This window comes from Nocardiopsis sp. LDBS1602, assembly GCF_035818715.1.
Taxonomy (GTDB): domain Bacteria; phylum Actinomycetota; class Actinomycetes; order Streptosporangiales; family Streptosporangiaceae; genus Nocardiopsis; species Nocardiopsis alba.
The window spans coordinates 50,927-69,973 of the sequence record NZ_JAYLVW010000002.1 but is presented as its reverse complement, the minus strand read 5'-3'; the positions used below and the strand labels follow the sequence as shown (position 1 = coordinate 69,973).

Genomic DNA, 19,047 nt, shown 5'->3' with positions numbered 1-19,047 from the left:
ATTTTCGCCTCATGGGCGCGAACCCCGGTCGAGCGGCCCGATATCTCCCGATCACACTGTGTCATTTCACGACATCGGAACCGGCGTTGTCCGATGTTCCTCAGAGGTCCCCGGTGTCTCCTTCAGGGCGTTCACGTTCCCTTCGCCCTTCTCGCCGACCCTCACTCTGAGTGAAGGAATCCAATAAGGCTCCGGCGGCCAGTGTGGCCGTCGTATCGCCCGAACGGACCCTGCTCTCCATGTCGGGGATGAGATCGGCCACGGTCGCGTCCCTCAGGAACGTGTCCATGAGCCGGTCTCGCACCTGATCCCACATCCAGTCCACGCCCTGGGCGCTGCGCCGCTCGGCCAGGGACCCGTCGCGTTCCAGCACCGCGCGGTGCTCGACCACCGTGTCCCACACCTCGTCCAACCCGTCCCCGGTCATACCGCTACAGGTCAGCACGGGAGGACGCCATTCGGGGTGGACCGGCCGCAGCAGCCGCAGGGCCCGGGAGAGTTCCCGGGCGGCCTTCCTCGCGTCGGCGGCGTGCGGACCGTCGGCCTTGTTCACCGCCACGACGTCCACCAGTTCCAGGACGCCCTTCTTGATGCCCTGGAGCTGGTCGCCGGTGCGGGCCAGTGTGAGGAAGAGGAAGCAGTCGACCATCGCCGCGACCGTGACCTCGGACTGGCCGACGCCGACGGTCTCCACCAGGATCACGTCGAACCCGGCCGCCTCCATCAGCAGCATGGTCTCCCGGGTCGCCCGGGCCACCCCTCCCAGGGTGCCCGCCGTGGGAGAGGGCCGGATGAAGGCGTTCGGATCCACCGCAAGGGCCGCCATACGCGTCTTGTCCCCGAGGATGCTCCCGCCCGTCCGGGTCGAGGAGGGATCGACCGCCAGCACCGCGACCCGGTGCCCTCTGGAGGTGAGCCGGGTGCCGAGCGCGTCGATGAAGGTGGACTTTCCGACCCCCGGGACCCCGGTGATCCCCACCCTCTGGGCCTTGCCGGTGTGCGGCAGCAACCGCACCAGGAGTTCCTGGGCGGCGCGCGCGTGGTCCGGCCTGCGCGACTCGACCAGGGTGATCGCCCTGGCCAGGGTCGGCCGGTGCCCGGACAGGACCCCCTCGGCCAGGGCGTCCACGTCCACCGAGCGCCTCCTGCGCGCCGTCACGCTCACTCCCCTTCCAGGTCCGGGTCCACCCGCTCCTCCAACTGGTCGAGCAGATCGATGGCGGCCTCGGCGATCACCGTACCGGGCGGGAAGATCGCCGCCGCCCCGGCCTCGCGCAGCTCGGCGAAGTCCCCGGGAGGGATCACCCCGCCCACCACGATCATGATGTCCTCCCTGCCCAGTCCGGCCAGCTCCTCGCGCAACGCGGGCACCAGTGTCAGGTGCCCCGCGGCCAGCGAGGACACCCCGACCACGTGCACGTCGGCCTCCACCGCCTGCGCCGCGACCTCGGCCGGGGTCTGGAAGAGCGGACCCACGTCGACGTCGAAGCCCAGGTCCGCGAACGCGGTCGCGATGACCTTCTGGCCCCGGTCGTGACCGTCCTGACCCATCTTCGCCACCAGGATGCGGGGGTTGCGCCCCTCCGCCTCGGCGAACTCCTCGACCCGGCGCGTCACCCGCTCCATCAGGTCGGCGGCGTTCTCGTTGCCCGCGGCCTCGTCCTTGTACACACCCTGGATGGTACGGATCTGACCGGAGTGACGGCCGAACACCCGCTCCATCGCGTCGGAGATCTCCCCGACCGTGGCCTTGGCCCGGGCCGCGTCGACGGCGGCCGCCAGCAGGTTGCCGGTCAGCGCCTCGTCGGTCCTGGACTCGCCCTCGGCGGCCCGGGTGAGGGCGTCCAGGGCCGAACGCACCCGTTCCTCGTCCCGTTCGGCGCGCAGACGGGCCAGCTTCTCCAACTGCTGGGCCCGCACACGGGAGTTGTCGACCTTGAGGACCTCGATCTCGTCGAGGCCGTCGGGGCGGTACTTGTTGACCCCGATCACCGGCTGACGCCCCGAGTCGATCCGCGCCTGGGTACGGGCGGCGGCCTCCTCGATCCGCATCTTGGGCAGACCGGCGTCGATCGCCGCGGCCATACCGCCGGCCGCCTCCACCTCCTGGATGTGCGACCACGCCTTGGCCGCCAGGCTCCGGGTGAGGCTCTCCACGTAGTAGCTGCCGCCCCAAGGGTCGACGACACGGGTGGTGCCCGACTCCTGTTGCAACAGCAGCTGGGTGTTGCGGGCGATGCGGGCGGAGAAGTCGGTGGGCAGCGCCAGCGCCTCGTCGAGGGCGTTGGTGTGCAACGACTGGGTGTGCCCCTGGGTGGCGGCCATCGCCTCCACGCAGGTGCGGGCCACGTTGTTGAACACGTCCTGGGCCGTCAGCGACCATCCCGAGGTCTGGGAGTGGGTGCGCAGGCTCAACGACTTGTCCTTGGCCGCGCCCAGGTCCCTGACCAGCCGCGCCCACAACAGGCGGGCGGCCCGCAGTTTGGCGACCTCCATGAAGAAGTTCATGCCGATCGCCCAGAAGAACGACAGGCGAGGCGCGAACACGTCCACGTCCAGCCCCGAACGCTGCCCGGCCCGGATGTACTCGACCCCGTCGGCCAGGGTGTAGGCCAGCTCCAGGTCGGCCGTGGCCCCGGCCTCCTGCATGTGGTAGCCGGAGATCGAGATGGAGTTGAAGCGCGGCATCCGCCGAGAGGTGTAGGCGAAGATGTCGGAGATGATCCGCATCGACGACTCGGGCGGATAGATGTAGGTGTTGCGGACCATGAACTCCTTGAGGATGTCGTTCTGGATGGTCCCCGACAGCTTCTCGGGGGGAACGCCCTGTTCCTCCGCCGCGACGATGTACAGGGCCAGAACCGGCAGCACGGCGCCGTTCATGGTCATGGACACGCTCATCCGGTCCAACGGGATGCCGTCGAACAACTGCCGCATGTCGTAGATGGAGTCGATGGCCACGCCCGCCATGCCGACGTCGCCGGCCACACGCGGGTGGTCGGAGTCGTAGCCCCGGTGGGTGGCCAGATCGAAGGCGACCGACAGCCCCTTCTGTCCGGCGGCCAGGTTGCGCCGGTAGAAGGCGTTGGACTCCTCAGCCGTGGAGAACCCGGCGTACTGGCGGATCGTCCAGGGCTGGTTGACGTACATGGTCGGATAGGGGCCGCGCAGGTAGGGCGGGATCCCCGGAAGACCGTCCACGAAGTCCAGCCCGGCCCGGTCGGCGGGTGTGTACAGGGGCTTGACCCCGATCCCTTCGGGGGTCTCCCACTCCAGGGCGTCGGCGGCCTTGCCGGTCGCCTCCTCCAATGCGCGTCGCCAGTCGGCCTCGCCCTTCTCTGCCGGGCCGGTGAAGGCGGGCGGGCGGGCCGGAACGTCGGAGAAGTCGGGGATCATGCGCTCTCCCCCTGTACGGAGTCGGTCGTGACGCTCGGCGGTTCGATGGTGAGGACGTCGAGCAGATCGGTGAGCAGGGCGACGGCGTCGCCGCCCTTGAACGCGAAGGAGTCCACGCCGGCCTCGCGGTAGGCGTCGCGGGGCGCCCCGGCCAGGATCACCCGGCGGGCCCCCGCGCCCTTCAGGGCACGGGCGAGCGTCTCGGCGTGCTCGGCGTAGAGGGCGTCGGAGGAACAGATCACCGCGACGCGGTGTCCGGAGTCGGCGAAGGCCGTCACCGCCGTGTCGGCGTTCTCCAGCGGTCCGGGCGTGGCGGCGGCGATCCCACCGGCGGCCAGGAGGTTGGTGGCGAAGGAGGCCCGGGCGGTGTGCGCGGCCACCGGCCCCAGCGTGGCCAGGAAGGCGGTGGGCCGGTCCCCGGTCCGCTCCGTCCAGGCGTCGGAGCGGTCGCGCAGGGCCTCGTAGTCCCGGCCGCGGCGGCGCACCGGGAAACCGCCCGGAACCGGGACCGGAGAGGCCACGGGGTCGGGGTCGCGTTCCAGCGGCGTCTCGTCCGGGTTCGGGAACTCGCTCAGACCGGTGAGCGGGGCGGCACGGGTCGCCAGGGCCTCACGACGGCGCTCCCACACCCGGTCCACCTCGGCGAGCAGGGTGCCGTCCACGATCGCCGAGGCGATGCCTCCGGCGCGTTCCAGGGTTCGGAAGAACTCCCAGCCGGTCCGGTAGAGGTCGGCGGTGAGCGACTCCACGTAGAAGGAGCCGCCCGCCGGGTCGATGACCCTGGCCAGGTGGGACTCCTCGATCAGCATCGACTGGGTGTTGCGGGCGATCCGGCGGGCGAAGTCGTCGGGGCGACCGACCGCCGAGTCGAAGGGCGCGACGGTGACCGCGTCGGCCCCGCCGATCCCGGCCGCGAAGCAGGCCACGGTGGCGCGGAGCATGTTCACGTGCGGGTCGCGGCGGGTGAGCATCGCCTCGGAGGTGGTGGCGTGCACACGCGTCCCCCGACGGTCGGCGGGCACGCCCGAGGCCTCCAGGACCTGATTCCACATGGCGCGGACGGCGCGAAGCTTGGCGATGACGGAGAACTGGTCGGCGTCGGCGGCCAACCGGAACTCGATCCGACCGGCGGCGTCGGCGACGTCGACCCCTGCTTCGACGAGCGCCCGCAGGTAGGCGGTGCCTGCGGCGACGGCCGCGCCGATCTCCTGGGAGACCGACCCGCCCGCGTTGTGCACCAGGGTGCCGTCGGCGACGAACAACCCCAGGTGGGCGAAGCGCGCGGCGTGTTCGGCGGCGAAACGGGCGGCGTCGGCGACCTCGGGGCGTTCCCCGGCCAGGGCCGCCGTCGAGAGCGGGTCCAGCCCCAGGTGGGAGATGACCCGACCGTCGGGCACACCGGCGTCGGCGTGGACGCCGAGCAGGGCCGTGGCCGCTTCCAGGGCCTGCGGGCCGGCGGCGCTCAGGACGACCGGGGCCAGGTCCAGGTGGACGTCGGTGAGGGCCTCGGCCAGGCCGGAGACCGGCAGCCCCGCTCCGCCCACGTGGATCCACAGGGATCCCACACCGTTCATCAGGTCGTCGTGCGCGCGACGGCGGAGCACGGCCGGGTCGGGGTCGGTGTGCCGGGCCCGGATGTCCCACCCCTCCAGGACCCCGCCGCCGGGCCGGTGACCGCGGGTGAAGGGGGCGATCCCGGGAAAGCCGGGATCGGCCGCCGGAGGAGAGGAGGTGTAGAGGGGTTCGATGTCGAACCCGTCCAGGGTGGGGGTGTTCAGCACCGACTCCGGGGTGTCGGCGAGCCGTTCCTCGGCCACCCCGCTCTTGCGCAGCACACCCGCGACGAGCTCGCGCCACCGCTCACGGGTGGCCGGGGCGAAGCCCTCCGCCGGGTCGAGGGCCTCGGCGGACCCGCTCTCTGGGACGTCCATACTTCGAGATGGTAGAGAATCGCGCTCGGTTCCGGTACGTCGGGGTGCGGCGTACGACACACGGGTGGGAGAAACGCGCCTCGTCGCGGGCGGCCTCGTCCCTCCCCGTACGCGAACGGCCCCGCTCTCGGGCGGGGCCGTCCATCGGTTCGGGGGTCGGTTCAGCCGCAGTTGGTGCCGGTGCGCACGACCCACGCGTCACCGACCACGCCGCCCCAGTCCACGCACCGGCCGGCGGCGCTCAGGTAGACCGGACCCGCGTAGGCGGTCCAGTTCCCCGGGTCGCTCTCCCAGGAGGTGCTGTCACTGGTCTTGAGCACCGCGTCCATGTTCATCGCGGCTCCGGAGGAGGAGCGCACCACGACGACGCAGTTCTTCCCGCTGGAGTTGTTGTAGGCGAGGTAGACCGTTCCACCGCTGATGTCGGCCTGGTTGACCACGCCGTAGCCGCTGCCGCACTCTCCCCCGTAGGAGGCCGCGGCGGCCGGGACGGCCTGGGCGAGGACGGCGACCAGGGCGATGGCGATCCCGCCGGAGGCCCGGCGGACAAAAGACTTCAACACTTCTCCTCCTACCAGGGCGGGGTGCCCGTGCCGCTGGTCTTGTGGTGTTCCACGAGCCGGGTGATCGTGATGGTGCCGTCGGCGTTCTCGGTGTAGGTGACCTCGGCGGAGATGGTGCGGCCGCCGGAGTTGACGTAGGAGGTCAACGCGGACGGGCTGGAGGAGACCGAACCGGCCTCCCCGTCCCCGATGGATCCGGCCTGCCCCTGACAGAAGCTCCACGCGCAGACCACCGTCGCGCCGTCGAGCGAGCCGTAGTGCCCGGAACCGCCCGAGGGCTGGAAGGCGACCACCTCGCCGCCCGAGGGGCGTTCACCGGAGGCGGAGACCCCGGAACCGACGGTGGCCATGGTGGTGACCGGTTCTCCGGCCTCTTCCTCGTCGTTCTCGTCGTCCTTCTCGTCGTCCTCGTCGGAGGCGTCGTCCGAGGGCTCGTCCGAGGGCGAGGCATCCTCCGAGGGTTCCGTGCCGACCGGCCCGGGGCGCCGGATCTCCTCGCCGGAGGCCTCCTCGGTCCCCTCGTCCTCCCCGGGCTCGTCCCCACCGGAGAACCAGGAGGCCATGGGGAGGGAGTCCCAGTTGGAGGCCAGGGCCACGCCGCCGAAGCCGAGTCCGGCGATGAGGGCCAGGGCGCCCACACCCGCACCGACGAAGGCCAGGACCCTGCCGGTGTTCCCTCCGCCTCGGGCCACGGCGAACTCGCGTTCGGGCGCGGTCTGGACGCCGTGCCAGTTGTCGTCGACCAAGGCGCCCATGGCGTTGCCCGCGGCGGCGGCCGAGGCCACCGGGGCGTAGGAACGGCCCGGGGCGCTCACCTCCACCATCGCGGTGACCAGTTCGAGGGCGGTGGGCCTCTGGGCCCCCTCCTTGACCATGGCCCGTGCGGCGAGGTCGGCGAGCGGACCGGTGAAGCCCTCCATGTCGGGCGCGCCGCTGATGACCCGGTGGGCGATGGCGGCCGGGTCGCCGCTGCCGAAGGGGGGACGTCCGGTCGCCGCGTAGGCGACCAGGGCTCCCCAGGCGAAGATGTCGTCGGCCGTGCTGACCGGGGCGCCCTGGTAGTGGTCGGGGCTGATCCAGCCGGGAGAGCCCATGATCGAACCGGTGCGCGTGAGCGCGGTCTGGTCGACCGCGCGGGCCACACCGAAGTCGAGGACACGGGGCCCCTCGGGCGACAGGACGATGTTGGCGGGCTTGAGGTCGCGGTGCGCGATGCCCACCTCGTGGATCTGGGAGAGGGCCTCGGCCACACCGGCGGCCAGGCCGATCAGCAGGCGTTCGTCGAGGGCTCCGTGCTTGCGCATGTAGGCGCTGAGGGTCATCCCCCGCACCAGCGGGGTGACCAGCCAGGGCCGTTCGGCCTCGGGGTCGGCGTCCAGCAGGGGCACGGCGCAGGCGCCGCCCACCTTGCCGAGCAGTTCGACCTCACGGGCGAAACGGGCTCGGAACTCGGGGTCGGAGGCGTACTCGGGGTGGATGAGCTTGACCGCGACCAGCTCTCCCCCGTCCTTCCGCGCGGCGTAGACGACGCCCATGCCGCCGGAGCCCAGACGCTTGAGCGTCCGGTAGGGCCCGATCCTGGCCGGATCGGTGGAGGTGAGGTCGGTCGCGGTGACCGGAAGCGTGATGGCTGAGGGGGTCGGATTCACTGGGGACTGGTCCTGGTCGGCGTATAGGTGGGAAGGGCGAGACAGGCGGCATGCTCAGGCGCCCGCCGAGTGCAGGGGGAGGAAGAGTGGGAAAGGGGGAGTAAGTGGATACTACTCCTCCCCCTTCTCAGTCGAAGGGTCGTGGCGGTCAGGGCATCGGTACCCTCACCTGCTGAATGCGCCCGTCGCCCAGGTGCAGGTAGGCGGTTCCGGGCGTGAGGCGGGGGCTGGACACCCCCTTGGGCAGACGCAGCCCCAGGACCTCGCCGTCGGCCTGGCTCTGGGGGGACAGCAGGGCGCCGACCCGGTTGCGCTTGAGGTGCACGTGCCAGCCGTTGAAGCCGCCTTGGAGGGCCTCGTTGGTGCCGGCGGCGACGATGCCCCAGCCGGCGCCCACCATGCCCCGCGCGATCCGGGTGAACTCCTTGCCCAGATCGCTCTGGAGCAGCAGTTCGGCGTCGTCGATCATCACGACCGCCGTCTCGCCCTCGAAGCTCCCGAGCGCCTCGTGGAGCTGGGACAGTCGGGGTTCGGCGGCGTCGATGACCGCCCGCACACCGCGCCGGGTCCTCAGGTCCCCCAGCCGCGATCCACGCGGGGTGACCAGCAGCAGTTCCGTGCCGCCCTCCAGCAGGGACTCGGCCATCACGGTGAGCATGCTGGACCGCCCGGACTGGGGCGGGCCGCTCACCAGGAAGGTGGGGATGCGCGACAGGTCCGCGGTGACCGCTCCGAGCTCGTTGCCGCCGACACCGATCAGCGCGTGCAGCGGACGGGGCGGGGCGGAACGGAAGCGGGACATGTCCGCCAGGGTCAGTCGGTCGGGAAGGACGTCGACCCGGAAGGGGCGCGGTCCGCCCTCGGGACGGGGACGCCTGGACACGAAGTCGGCGATCCGGCCCAGCTCGGCGCCCTGCGCGGCACCCTGCGGGTTCCGGGTCAGGAGGGCGATCTGCACCTCCAGGGCGTCGGAGGCGCGGAAGGCGCGGCCGTCCGGGACCTCCTCCGGCAGGGAGCGGGCCTGGAGCCCGGCCGAGCTGTAGTCGCCGGCGTCGTTGCAGCGCAGGACCAGCAGATCCTCGGTGGTGGAGGAGTACTTGGTGCGGGTCAGGAGACGGTCGCCGGTGGCGACCACGTGCACGCCCACGCCGGCGCCGTCCCGCATCAGGGTGGTGACGTCCTCGACGAGGGCGCCGTAGTTGTACTCGCCGAAGGCCTGTTCGAAGGCGTCCAACCGGTCGATGAACAGCACGATGTGAGCGGGGCGCTCCGTCGCCGGAACCTTGGCGCGCAGTTCCTCCAGGTCAGCGCATCCGTGCGTCGCGAGCAGCTTCTGGCGTCGGTCCAGTTCTTCGCCGAGCAGCCCCAGCAGGCGCACCACCCGGTCGCCCTGGGTCCGCTGGGCGACCGCGCCGCAGTGGGGCAGCCGCTCCATCGGCAGGAGCGCGCCGTTGCCGCAGTCCAGGCCGTACATGTGGACGTCGTCGGGGTGGTGTCCCAGGGCCAGGGAGGCCGCGAGGGTGCGCAGGGTCTGGGAGCGGCCGGTCCGGCCCGACCCCATGACGTGCAGGTGTCCGGTCCGGGACAGGTCGAACGTGTAGGGCGTCTGCCGCTGCTGCGCGGGGATGTCCACGAGACCGAGCGGGACCGGTCGGACCGTTCCGGGTTCGGGTGTGGGCGGTCGTCCCCCCAACAGCGCGGACAGGGTGAGCGTGGTGGGCAGCGCCTCCAGCCAGGGGCTCGGCTGGCGTCGGGCGCCGACCTGCTCGGCCGCCTCCTTGACGGCCGCCACCAGGGCGGTGAGGTCGGTGGACTCCACGTCGCCGCTCTCCTGGCCCTCACGTACGGCGACCGGCGCCGGAAGGGCCAGGTCCGACCATTTCACCGCGTGGGCGATCGGGTCGGAGGCGTTCTCGACCGCGACGACCCGGCGACCGCCGACCCGTCCGGACTGGAACGGCAGGAGGGAGGCGTGGCCGAGCCTGGCGTAGGCGCGGCCTGGGGTGTCGATCCCGATGTGGGCCGACTCCGGGGCGTCGATGACGTCACGGCTCTCGGTCTCGTCGGTCATCCGCAGGGCGATCCGCAGGTTGGTGTTGGCGCGGATGTCGTTGGTGACCACGCCGCCGGGACGCTGCGTGGCGAGCACCAGGTGGATGCCGAGCGACCGACCTCGCTGGGCGATGTTGACCAGACCCTTGACGAAGTCCGGCAGTTCGCGCGCCATGGACGCGAACTCGTCGATGACCAGCATCAGACGCGGCATCTGCGGCATGCTCGGGTCGCGGTCCAGGAGTTCGAGGTAGTCCTCGATGTCCTTGGCCCCGGCCTTGGCCAGGATGTGCTCGCGACGGTGGAGCTCGGCGCCGAGCGAGACGAGCGCGCGTCCCACCAGGTGGGTGTCGAGGTCGGTGACCATGCCGACGGTGTGCGGCAGGTCGACACAGTCCTTGAAGGCGCTGCCGCCCTTGTAGTCGACCAGGACGAACGACATCGACTCGGGCCGGTTGACCGCCGCGAGCGAGGCCACCAGGGTCTGGAGCAGCTCGGACTTACCGGAACCGGTGGTACCCGCGATGAGCGCGTGGGGGCCGTCACGACGGATGTCGACGGCGAAGGCGCCGTCCAGTCCCACACCGAGCGTGGCGACGGTACTGCGACCACCGCTCACCCAGTGGGCGGCGATGGCCTCGCCGTTCGGGGGCTCCAGCCCGATCACGTCGAGCAGACGGGCGCTGCGCGGCAACGCTCCCCCGGCCTCGCCCACGCTGCTGTCGCGCATGGGCGCCAGTGCCCGGCCCAGCCGTTCCGCCCAGGCGGCGGAGGGGACGTCGGCGCGCACGTCCTCGACGTTGTCGAAGGAGGTACGGCGCAGGCGCATCCCGTGCGGGGTGATGCCGACGACGGCGCGGCATTCCTCCGGGAGCAGACGCTCCTCCGCGTCCAGGCACAGAACGTAGATGCCCACCTCGGGGCCTTCGCGCAGCAACTGCACCACGCCGGGAAGGGAACGGATCCGGCGAGCGCCGTCGAGCACGACCACGATCGCCGGTTCCTCGTCGGCCGCTCCGCGCGGCGCCTGGGTCCGGGCCTCCATGATCATCTGGAGTTCGGAGATCCGCCGGGCGCAGGTGGTGGCGTCGATACCGATCCTGCCCAGCGAGAGTCGGGGGTGTTCACCGCGCAGATGCGGAAGGTAGCGGGTCCAGCGCCACCGGTTGTGGTCGCCCTCCATCGACAGCAGGTAGAGCTGGAGCTCGGCCGGGCTGTGCAGGGTGACGAGCTGGGCGACCAGCCACCGTTCCAGGGCCTGGGCCCCCTCGCCGCTCCCGGCCACGCCCACGACGCCGTTGTCCTTGACCGAGACGCTGACCGGCACGTCCTTCATGTCCCAGGTGACCTCCTTGCGGTGGTCGTCCTTGGTGGGGTCCATGAGGACCACCTGGGAGGGGATGCTGCCGGTGCCCATCCTCAGCAGGGTGAAGTCCTCGTCGATCTGGCGGCGTTCCCACAGACGGGAGCGCGGCCCGGTCGCCAGCAGGAGCACGGCGGCGGGGTCGGGGCAGGTGTCCCGCAACCGACGCTGCTCGGAGACGAGGGCGTCGCGGGCGTCCTTGGTGACCCGCTCCGTCTTCTCCTCGAACTCGCGCATCTGCCGGTCGTAGCGGGCCTTGCTGGTCTTGCGCTGCATGAGCTGCATGAACAGTACGGAGACCGGCGCGAGCAGCCCGATGAGCAGCATCTGCGGCCGGTTCATGATGAGCGCGCCGCCGACCGCCATCGTGATCGGCATCAGGATCATCATGATCAACTGGGCGATCGGCCGATCCGGCGGTTCGGGCGGGCTGGGCAGCTTGAACTTGGTCTTGCTGGGCGCCGGGTGCAGGCGGGGAGGACGGTTGTAGTCCAGGCCGGTGCCGTCCTCGGAGGGCACGATCGCGGCGTCGGGACGGTGGTTGGGCCAGACCTCGAAGAGGGTGCCGCCCAGGGTGAGCTGTTCGCCCTGCGGCCAGGCCGTGTCCGCCGCGACGTCCTCGCCCTCCAGCCGGACACCGGAACCGGCGCTCGTGCGCAGGAGGGTGACGGTCCCGTCGGGGGCCACCCGGATCCGCGCCCAGTGGCCGTCGGCGTCGACGACCAGCACCGCGCTCTCGTGGTCGCCGATCACGTAGTCGCCCGGGTCGAGTCGGACCACGCGTCCGGCGTCGAACCCCGATACCACTCTGATCTCGACGACGCCCGGCGGTTCCGCCTTGACCTCCGCGGGCCCGCCCACGCCGATGACGGCGCCGTCGAGGATGCCGGCCTCGGACAGGGATGCGGCCGGGTCGACCTTGCGCTCACCGACGTAGAGCGGGACCTCACGGCCCGTCCTCGGCAGGGTGCGGACCATGGGGTCCACGACCTCGATGAGCTGACGCACCGTCGCGCCGGGGTCGGCGTCGACGAGCATGTCCAGTCGCAGAGGCGAGGAGGCGACGGGACCGGAACCGTCCGGACCGTCCACTGACGGACCGGTGGCCGGGGTCGCGGTGAAGAGGAGGCGCACGGTGGACTGTTTCCGATCGATCTGCGGGCGGGGAAGGGTGCGGTGAAAACGGTCGGGGCGGTTCGGAGCGCTCCGAACCGCCCCCACACCCGACCGGGGGATCGGGCAGGGGGATGTGCGGTGCCGGGGAGGTGGGACCTAGCCCTTGAGGCCCTCACCGAGCTTCTCGTCGGTCTCGCTGAAGGTGGTGCCGACCTGCTTGATGTACTTGGCGATGCCCTCCAGGCCCTTGTTGACGTCCTCGAAGCCGCTGTTGAAGTCCTCGAAGAAGGGGCGGAAGTGCTTCTCGGCGGCGGGCGTGCTGTAGCCGTCCGAGATCAGGCCGTCGACCTTGTTCTTGATGCCCTGGAGTCGCTCGGTGAACTCGTTGAACTCCTGGGTGAGGGAGCCGGAGGTCTCCTCGGTCTTGTCGCTGTCGACGTTGTAGGCGGGCATGTGGGGCTCCTTGTGTTCTGCTCGGTGGCCGCGTCCGGCCGGGTCGTCGAGGTGAAGGCCGGGGCTCCGTGAACCTGACCATTGTGGTGGATAACCCCACCGACCAGGAGGTTCGCCCCCGCTTTCACCGTTTTCACGGCTACCGCCCCGGGTTCACTTCGCGTTCCCAGAAGCGGGCCGTACCGGTGATCGCGTCGAAGAGGTCCAGGACCTCCTCCGCCTCCCGGGAGTTGGGGCTGGTGCAGCTGACCATGATCCGTTTGTTCAGGTCGGGGTATTCGAAGGCGGTGTGCATGGCCACCGTGCGGACGATCGCCTCGTCGGTGTCGTAGTCGGTGATGCCGTAGATGCGGCCACAGCGTCCGAGCCCGGATTCGGCCAGGTCGACGGTGGTCTTGCGCAGCCACGTGCCCTCGCGCGCGGTGGCCGAGGCCGGGTAGACGTGCTCGACCAGCTTCAGGGGATCGAGGGCGTTCTCGCCTCGGCCCGACGGGAAGACGAACACGCAGACGTTCGCCATGAAGAAGCCGTCGTCGTACTCCTCGAAGGTCCCCGCCGCCGAGACCAGCCCGGAGCCGGTCGCGTCACCGGTCACCTGGGCGATGTCGGTGAACAGGTCGTTGAGGGCGTCCGCGTCCTCGGTCCGGTTCCCGTACCTCTCCAGCGCACGGGAACGCATCTCGGCCAGCGAGTCGCCGGACAGGTCGTACTGCGCCCAGTGCTCCGGGATGTCGATGTCGAACATGACGTCCGTCTCCGGGACGTCCTCCTCGAACAGGTACGGCATGGCGATGGTCCTCTTCGTTTCGACGGTCTACGCCTGGGCCTGGCCCTGGCCGCCCCCGGAGCCGGACTTCTTCTTGTCGTCCTCCAGGCTCTTGCCCAGCTCCTCGTCGGCCTCCTCGAAGGTCTCGATGACGGGGCCGAGCGCCTCCAGCAGCTTGCCCAGGTCCTCGGCCTGCCGCTCGTAGTTCTTCTTGCAGTCCTTGCCGTAGTCCTTGGCCTTGTCCACCAGGTTCCCCGGGCCGATGTCCTCGGCCCGGTCCTCCGGGCTCTTGACGTCCTCGCCGGCGAAGGCGTTGGCGATGCGCGCGAGCGAGGTCTCCATCTCGATCACCGCGTCCATGTCGATCTTGACGATCTTGGCCATCGGGCCCTCCTCTCACACGACGTCAGCCGTCGTCCCGTTGCTTCCTGAGTTCCTCGACGTCGATGCCCCGCAACTCGGCGAGCTCCTCTTCGAGCCGCGCCCGTTCCCGCTCCGCCTCGGCGAAGGCCTGGTCCATCCGGGCCTCCTCCTTGAGCTCCGCGGGGCCGGCCCGCGGGTCCTGACGGCTCTCCAGGTAGTCGCCCTTGACCTCGTCGGAGAGCAGTTTGTCGAGGAGGTCCAGCTTCGCGCCGACCCTGTTGATCTCGTCCTCCTCGGCGTCCTCCCGCTCCTCCTCGTTCAGGAAGTCCTCGTGGAACTCCTCCAACATCCCGTCCCTGAGCCGGTTGCGCATGGCCTGGTGGCTCAGTTCCAGGATCGCGCCGGAACCGCCCTCGAAGCGGGTCTCCGCCGCCGCCTTGGGGATCGCGGTCCCCATCTGCATGAGCGACTGCTCCAGATACCTGGCGTTGGGCAGACCGTCGGGGCCGAACTCCAGATTGTCCGCGTACCAGTCCAGGTGGTACCGGAGCATGTCGACCCCGAACCCGAGGGTGATGTTGAGGGCGTTCTTGAAGAGCTCCAGGGGGATCGCCGCCAAGGCGTCCACCCTCGTCGAACGGACCGGGGTGACCGGTGTGTCCTCTCCGGAACCGGAGGAACCGCGTCCGCCGTCGCCGGAACCGTCCGTCTCGCCGCGGTCCGCCGAACCCCGGTGGGCCTCGGGGACCCCGTCCTCGCCCTCCCTCGTCGGGGAGTCGGCGTCCTCGTCCCGACGCGGGGTCGGGCCATCGGATCCGTCCGGACGCGGGGCCGTCGGGGCGTCGTCTCCACCGGCGCGCGGGATGTCCACACGCTGTTGGGCTCCACCGGGAGCGCTGACGCGCACGTGATCCTCGGTGATGCGCAGGTCGGGTGTGCCCCTTCCCTCGGTGACCACCCGGACACCGCCACGGCCGTCCGAGATCCTGGTCCTTCCCCCGTCGTCGCTCATCGAGCTCCGTCCGGCGGGCGTCTGGTCCCCCTCGATGTCGCCCGAACGGAAGGAGACCTGGTCCCCGTCGTGGAACGGTCGGGCCACCGAGCCCGGCCCGGACTGCGGACGCGTCGTGATCTCGTGCAGGGGATGCGTCCCACCGCCCATGCTCTCTCCGTCGGTGGACGCCCGCCAACGTGGGGGCACCCGACCGGCGTCCCCGGCGTGCTCACCGGGGCGGAACGTCGGGCCGCCCGTCTCGGGATCGGGACCGCGCATGTCGACCCGGTCGTCCCGGACCTCGATGGTGCGGTCACCACTGCGCACGTCCGGTTCGGAACCGCGCGGCACGTCGGCGCCGACCCGGTCGCCTTCGACGTGGACGTCGGTCCCGTCGCCGGTGCGCACCCTTCCGCCCTCGTTCCCCTGGGACACGTGGGTCGTGGGGTCGTCGCCCTCGGAGCGGGTCCGCGCCGAGCCCAGGCCTCGAGAGTCTCCGGGCTCGACCTCGGTCCGGGTCGTCCCGTCACCGACGTGCGCCTCGTCCCTGGAGCTCCCGGCCGTGATCCCGTCGGGACCGTGGGCGGACACCCACGAAGGAACGTCCGAGCTCCCGTCGCCGGCGGGCGTGGAGACGACGCGGAAGTCGCCGCTGCCCATCTCGTTCGTGCCGTCGGCCCGCCGGGCCATCTCCAACGAGTTCCCGTCGGCGTCCGGCGGGGTACGGACCCCGGCCGCGTCGGCCCCGGCCGCGTCCACCCGCCAACCGCCCGGGGTGTCCACCTGGAGGGTGACGTCGGAGCCGTCCGGACTGTTCGGGTCAAGGGCGATCCGGTGCCCGTCGACCTGGATCGACGGGGCCCGGCCCGCTCCGTCCGCTCCATGGACGCTCGTCGTCCCGTCGGGCGCGGTGACCCGGAGTCCGGGTCTGCCGTCGACGTCGACCACCCTGATCTCGCTGCCGGAACCGGTCCGGACCACGCCGTCCGGGCATCCGGGCTCGTCGAAGGTGATCCGGGTGTCCCCGACCGTGACGGTGCCGTCCGCGTCTCGGGTCGCCCGCTGCGGCGAGGCCTCTCCGGCCCTGATGTCGAACCCCCCATCGCCCCGGCCGACGGCGGTGGCGCCCGCCCCACGCGCGGTGCCGATCCCGTCGCGCGAGCGCCACAGGTCGACGCCCCGACTCTCGTCCGATACGCGCGCGTCACCCGGCGAGGCCGAGGCGCGCGTGCTCCCCGAGTCCAGGGTGACCGTGTCGGTACCTCGGTCGTAGCTCTGGGTGGAACCGTCGGTGTCCACCCGGTAGCCGTCCAGGCCGATCTCCGTGGACCGTCCACCGGCCGGGTCGCTCACCCTGGTCCTCGGCGTGGAGCCACCCTCGGCGTCGGGCCTGGTGATCTCCGGTCCGTCTCCGCCGAAGCGCAGGTCGACGGGGCCGCCCTCCTGGACGATCCGGGTGGGATCGTCGTTCGTGGGGCGGGTGACGCTCAGGCCGTCGGAGGCGGAGATCGTGGCGCCCTGGTCGTTCCGGGAGACCGTGACGTCCCCCTGGCCGGTGGGGACGGTCAATCGTCCGTCACGGTAGGAGGCGCCGGGCCGCCCTTCCGGGCCGGTCACCTCGACGGTGCCCGATTCGCCTCTCGCGCCGCGGGAGACGGTGGCCCCGGAGCCGTCCTGCGTGGTCACGCCGAAGCCGTTCTCGGAACGGGTGACCGTGCGGTCCCCTACCGTGACGCGGTCCCGGGTCACGTCCATGGTGAAGTCCGGTCCGTCCCCCGGCGTCGGATGACGGTAGGAGACCGTGGGCTCCCCGTTCGCGTCGCGTGTGGTCGTGTAGGAACCGTTCCCGTGGCTCTCGACCGTCTCCCGTCGGGGCGTGCCGCTCCCGACGGCCGTCTCGTCCGGTCGGGCGGCGGGGGGCGTGTCGATGGGCGGTGGGGCGCCGGTGGTGGTGTCGTCCCCACCGGTCCGAGACCCCGTGGGAGATCCCGTCGTGGTGGTGTCGCCGTCGGCCCGGGGACCGGACGTGTCGCCGCCGCTCGCCTCCGGGTCGGCCGTGGTCGAGCGACCCGTCGAGGAGGTGTCCATCCCGTCCGCGATCGTGCTCCGGGGTCGGGCGGACGGCTGGGGCATGGGGGTACCGCCCCCGGACCTGGTCACCGGGGCGAAGTCCTCACGGGGCTCCTCGCCGGAGCGCCGGCCCTCGCCCGCGTCGCTCCGTGCGGACGTGTCCTCCCCGTCGGAGGAACGGTCGGTGGTGCCACCGTCGCCGGAGGTCTCCGGGGCGGCGCCACGGTCGGAGGTGTTCGGTTCGGAGCCCGTGGCGGGAGCGCCGTCTCCGGTCGTGGAATCGCTCGCGGCCCCGACGGTCCCCGCCGGGGGTCCGCCGGCGTCGCTCTGGACGGGAGCGCCGTCGGAGGCCTCCGGGGGCCGGGTGGTGCCCCCGCCGACGGAGGTGTCCGCGGCCCCGTTCTCGGGGGATCCGGTGGAGTCCGTCGTGGTCGGCGCGGCGGAGGAGGCGACCGTCGGTTCGGCTGTCGAGCCACCGGTGGGTTCCGGACTCGAGGTCGAGGTCGGAACGCCTCCGTCCGAGGTGTTCGCGGCCGTCGACGTCGAGGTGGACGGGCCGCTCTCGGGCGCACCGCCTCCCGCCGGGGCACCGGTGGAGGCATCGGGGGAACCGGTCGTGGCCGGGCCGGTCTCGGACGTCGAGGGGTTCGTGGGGCCGGACTGCGCGGCTCCGCCGGTGTCCGAGGGACCGCCGGTCGACTCGGAGGTCGTGCCGTCCGAGGAGATCTGGACGTCCGGGTTCGAGGAAACGGCCGCGGGTTCGGTCGTCGTACCGCCCACGCCGTCCGGGGCGCCGAAGGAGGCCTGCGCGGTCGTCCCCGGACCACCGGGGTCGGAGGCCCGAACGTTCGAGGGGTTCGAGGAGTCACCGGAACCGGTTCCGGAGCCACCGGTGTTCGTGTCGCCCCCGGGACCGCCGGTGTCCCCACCGCCCGAGGCCGGTTCCGGAGCCGCGCCGGAGCCGACGGGGTCCGGTGCCGGATCGCCACCACCGGTGCCGACGCCGGTGCCTCCGTCGCCCCCGGAGCCGGAACCACCGAAGGACGGAAGCATGTCGTGGCTCTTGAGGGCGCCCACGGTCGAGCCCGCGGCGCTGGTCCCCAGCGCGGTCAAGGCCTCGTGTCCCAGGCTGATATCGCTCAGGGCCACACCCTCGCCGGCCACCTGCACGGTGATCGAGGCGCCCATGCTGGTCGCGGAGTCCTTGGCGATGTTGTAGCCGATGTCGGCGGTGACACTGCGCGAGCGCACGTCGTTGACCCTGCGCGAGACCCGCCCGGCCCGAGAGGTCACCGCGGTGACGCCCCTGCTGTTACGGACCGCGGTGGCGGCGCTGCGCACACCGCCGGCGGCCCGCCCCGGAACCCGGGTGGCCGCCTGGCCCGCGACCCGGCCGACCGCGCGACCGCCGCGGAGGAGGGCTCCACCGGGGATCAGCGAGACGGCGTCCATACCGAGGGTGAACAGGGTCTCCTTGTTGAAACCGAGCTTGCCCTCCTTGAAGAGACCGGCCCCGCTGATCGAGAGGGCCACGAGGGCCAGGGCGATCCCCAGGCCGGGGATGAAGATGGCGGCGAGACCGGCGACGACCATCGCCACCGCGTAGAGGAGGGGGTTCTCCTCCACCCAGGTGACGATCTTGTCCAACCAGCCCCACAGTTTGCGGGGACTGCCCTGCTTGGCCTCTTCCAGGGCCCGGGCGCACTCGTCCGCCGCCCCCTGCATGTCGTCGAGGAGACGCTCCAGTTTGACGATGTGCGTCTGACGGACGGGATCGTCCCCGTCCACCTTGTTCTTCCAGGCGTCGGTGTCCTCCAGGGCCAGATAGGCCTCGGCCGCCGCACGCGCGATCGTCGCGCTGTCCGCGCGGGCCGTCTCCAGCGAGGTCTCCCACTTGTCGAGGGCCCGGTAGCCCGACTCGTAGGCGGATTGCGCCTTGTCCAGGTACTTGGGCAGCTCGTTGACGAGCTCCTTGAGGGCGTCGACGGTGTCGCCCTCGCCCAGGCGGTCGCTCTCCAGGCGGCGCATGTCGGCGGCGGCCTGCTCGGCCGCGTCCGACAGCTTCTCGTAGAACCTGCTCAGCGAACGGACGTCACTCGTGACCCAGGGGACGGGGTCCTCGGATCGATCGAGAAGATCCCACCGGAGATACTCCCGTGGTTGCTTGGTCACGTCTCGACCTTCCCGCTTCCCGCTCCCGATACGGCGCCGTGTCGCGCACCGGGGGCGCGACGGCGGGACCTGTGGGGGACTCAGGTCCTGTGGGGGCATCGAACACTGTACGAGTCCGACATCATAGACTCCCACCCCGTGAGTGAACAGATGCATCGA

At 71.5% G+C, this 19,047-nt stretch carries 10 protein-coding genes; all 10 read right to left on the bottom strand.

Annotated features, from left to right (window positions below; all coding sequences use genetic code 11):
• Positions 1–100 precede the first annotated feature (100 nt).
• Positions 101–1,165 (bottom strand): methylmalonyl Co-A mutase-associated GTPase MeaB, encoded by a 1,065-nt coding sequence (gene meaB, locus U9J66_RS08335; protein WP_026124721.1) that lies wholly within the window; start codon positions 1,163–1,165, stop codon positions 101–103.
• Positions 1,162–3,396, bottom strand: coding sequence for a methylmalonyl-CoA mutase (gene scpA, locus U9J66_RS08330; protein ID WP_014911751.1), 2,235 nt, complete (start codon positions 3,394–3,396; stop codon positions 1,162–1,164). The genes meaB and scpA overlap by 4 nt, the downstream gene beginning before the upstream one ends.
• Positions 3,393–5,327, bottom strand: a complete 1,935-nt coding sequence (locus U9J66_RS08325) for a methylmalonyl-CoA mutase family protein (RefSeq protein WP_326337445.1) — start codon at positions 5,325–5,327, stop codon at positions 3,393–3,395. Before U9J66_RS08325 ends, scpA begins: the two co-directional genes overlap by 4 nt.
• A 161-nt stretch (positions 5,328–5,488) precedes the next feature.
• Positions 5,489–5,887 (bottom strand): hypothetical protein, encoded by a 399-nt coding sequence (locus U9J66_RS08320; RefSeq protein ID WP_014909074.1) that lies wholly within the window; start codon positions 5,885–5,887, stop codon positions 5,489–5,491.
• 11 nt (positions 5,888–5,898) lie between these two features.
• Entirely contained in the window at positions 5,899–7,539 is a 1,641-nt protein-coding gene (locus U9J66_RS08315) for a serine/threonine-protein kinase (protein ID WP_326337444.1), read from the bottom strand.
• 148 nt (positions 7,540–7,687) lie between these two features.
• Entirely contained in the window at positions 7,688–12,088 is a 4,401-nt protein-coding gene (locus tag U9J66_RS08310) for an FtsK/SpoIIIE domain-containing protein (RefSeq protein ID WP_161110791.1), read from the bottom strand.
• A gap of 138 nt (positions 12,089–12,226) precedes the next feature.
• Positions 12,227–12,523 (bottom strand): WXG100 family type VII secretion target, encoded by a 297-nt coding sequence (locus U9J66_RS08305; protein WP_014912563.1) that lies wholly within the window; start codon positions 12,521–12,523, stop codon positions 12,227–12,229.
• A 139-nt stretch (positions 12,524–12,662) separates the two neighbouring features.
• Entirely contained in the window at positions 12,663–13,310 is a 648-nt protein-coding gene (locus U9J66_RS08300; protein ID WP_161110792.1) for a hypothetical protein, read from the bottom strand.
• 27 nt (positions 13,311–13,337) lie between these two features.
• Positions 13,338–13,673: a hypothetical protein gene (locus U9J66_RS08295; RefSeq protein ID WP_161110793.1), complete on the bottom strand. Its 336-nt coding sequence runs from the start codon at positions 13,671–13,673 to the stop codon at positions 13,338–13,340.
• Between the two features lie 22 nt (positions 13,674–13,695).
• Entirely contained in the window at positions 13,696–18,888 is a 5,193-nt protein-coding gene (locus U9J66_RS08290) for a hypothetical protein (protein ID WP_326337443.1), read from the bottom strand.
• Positions 18,889–19,047: the final 159 nt, after the last annotated feature.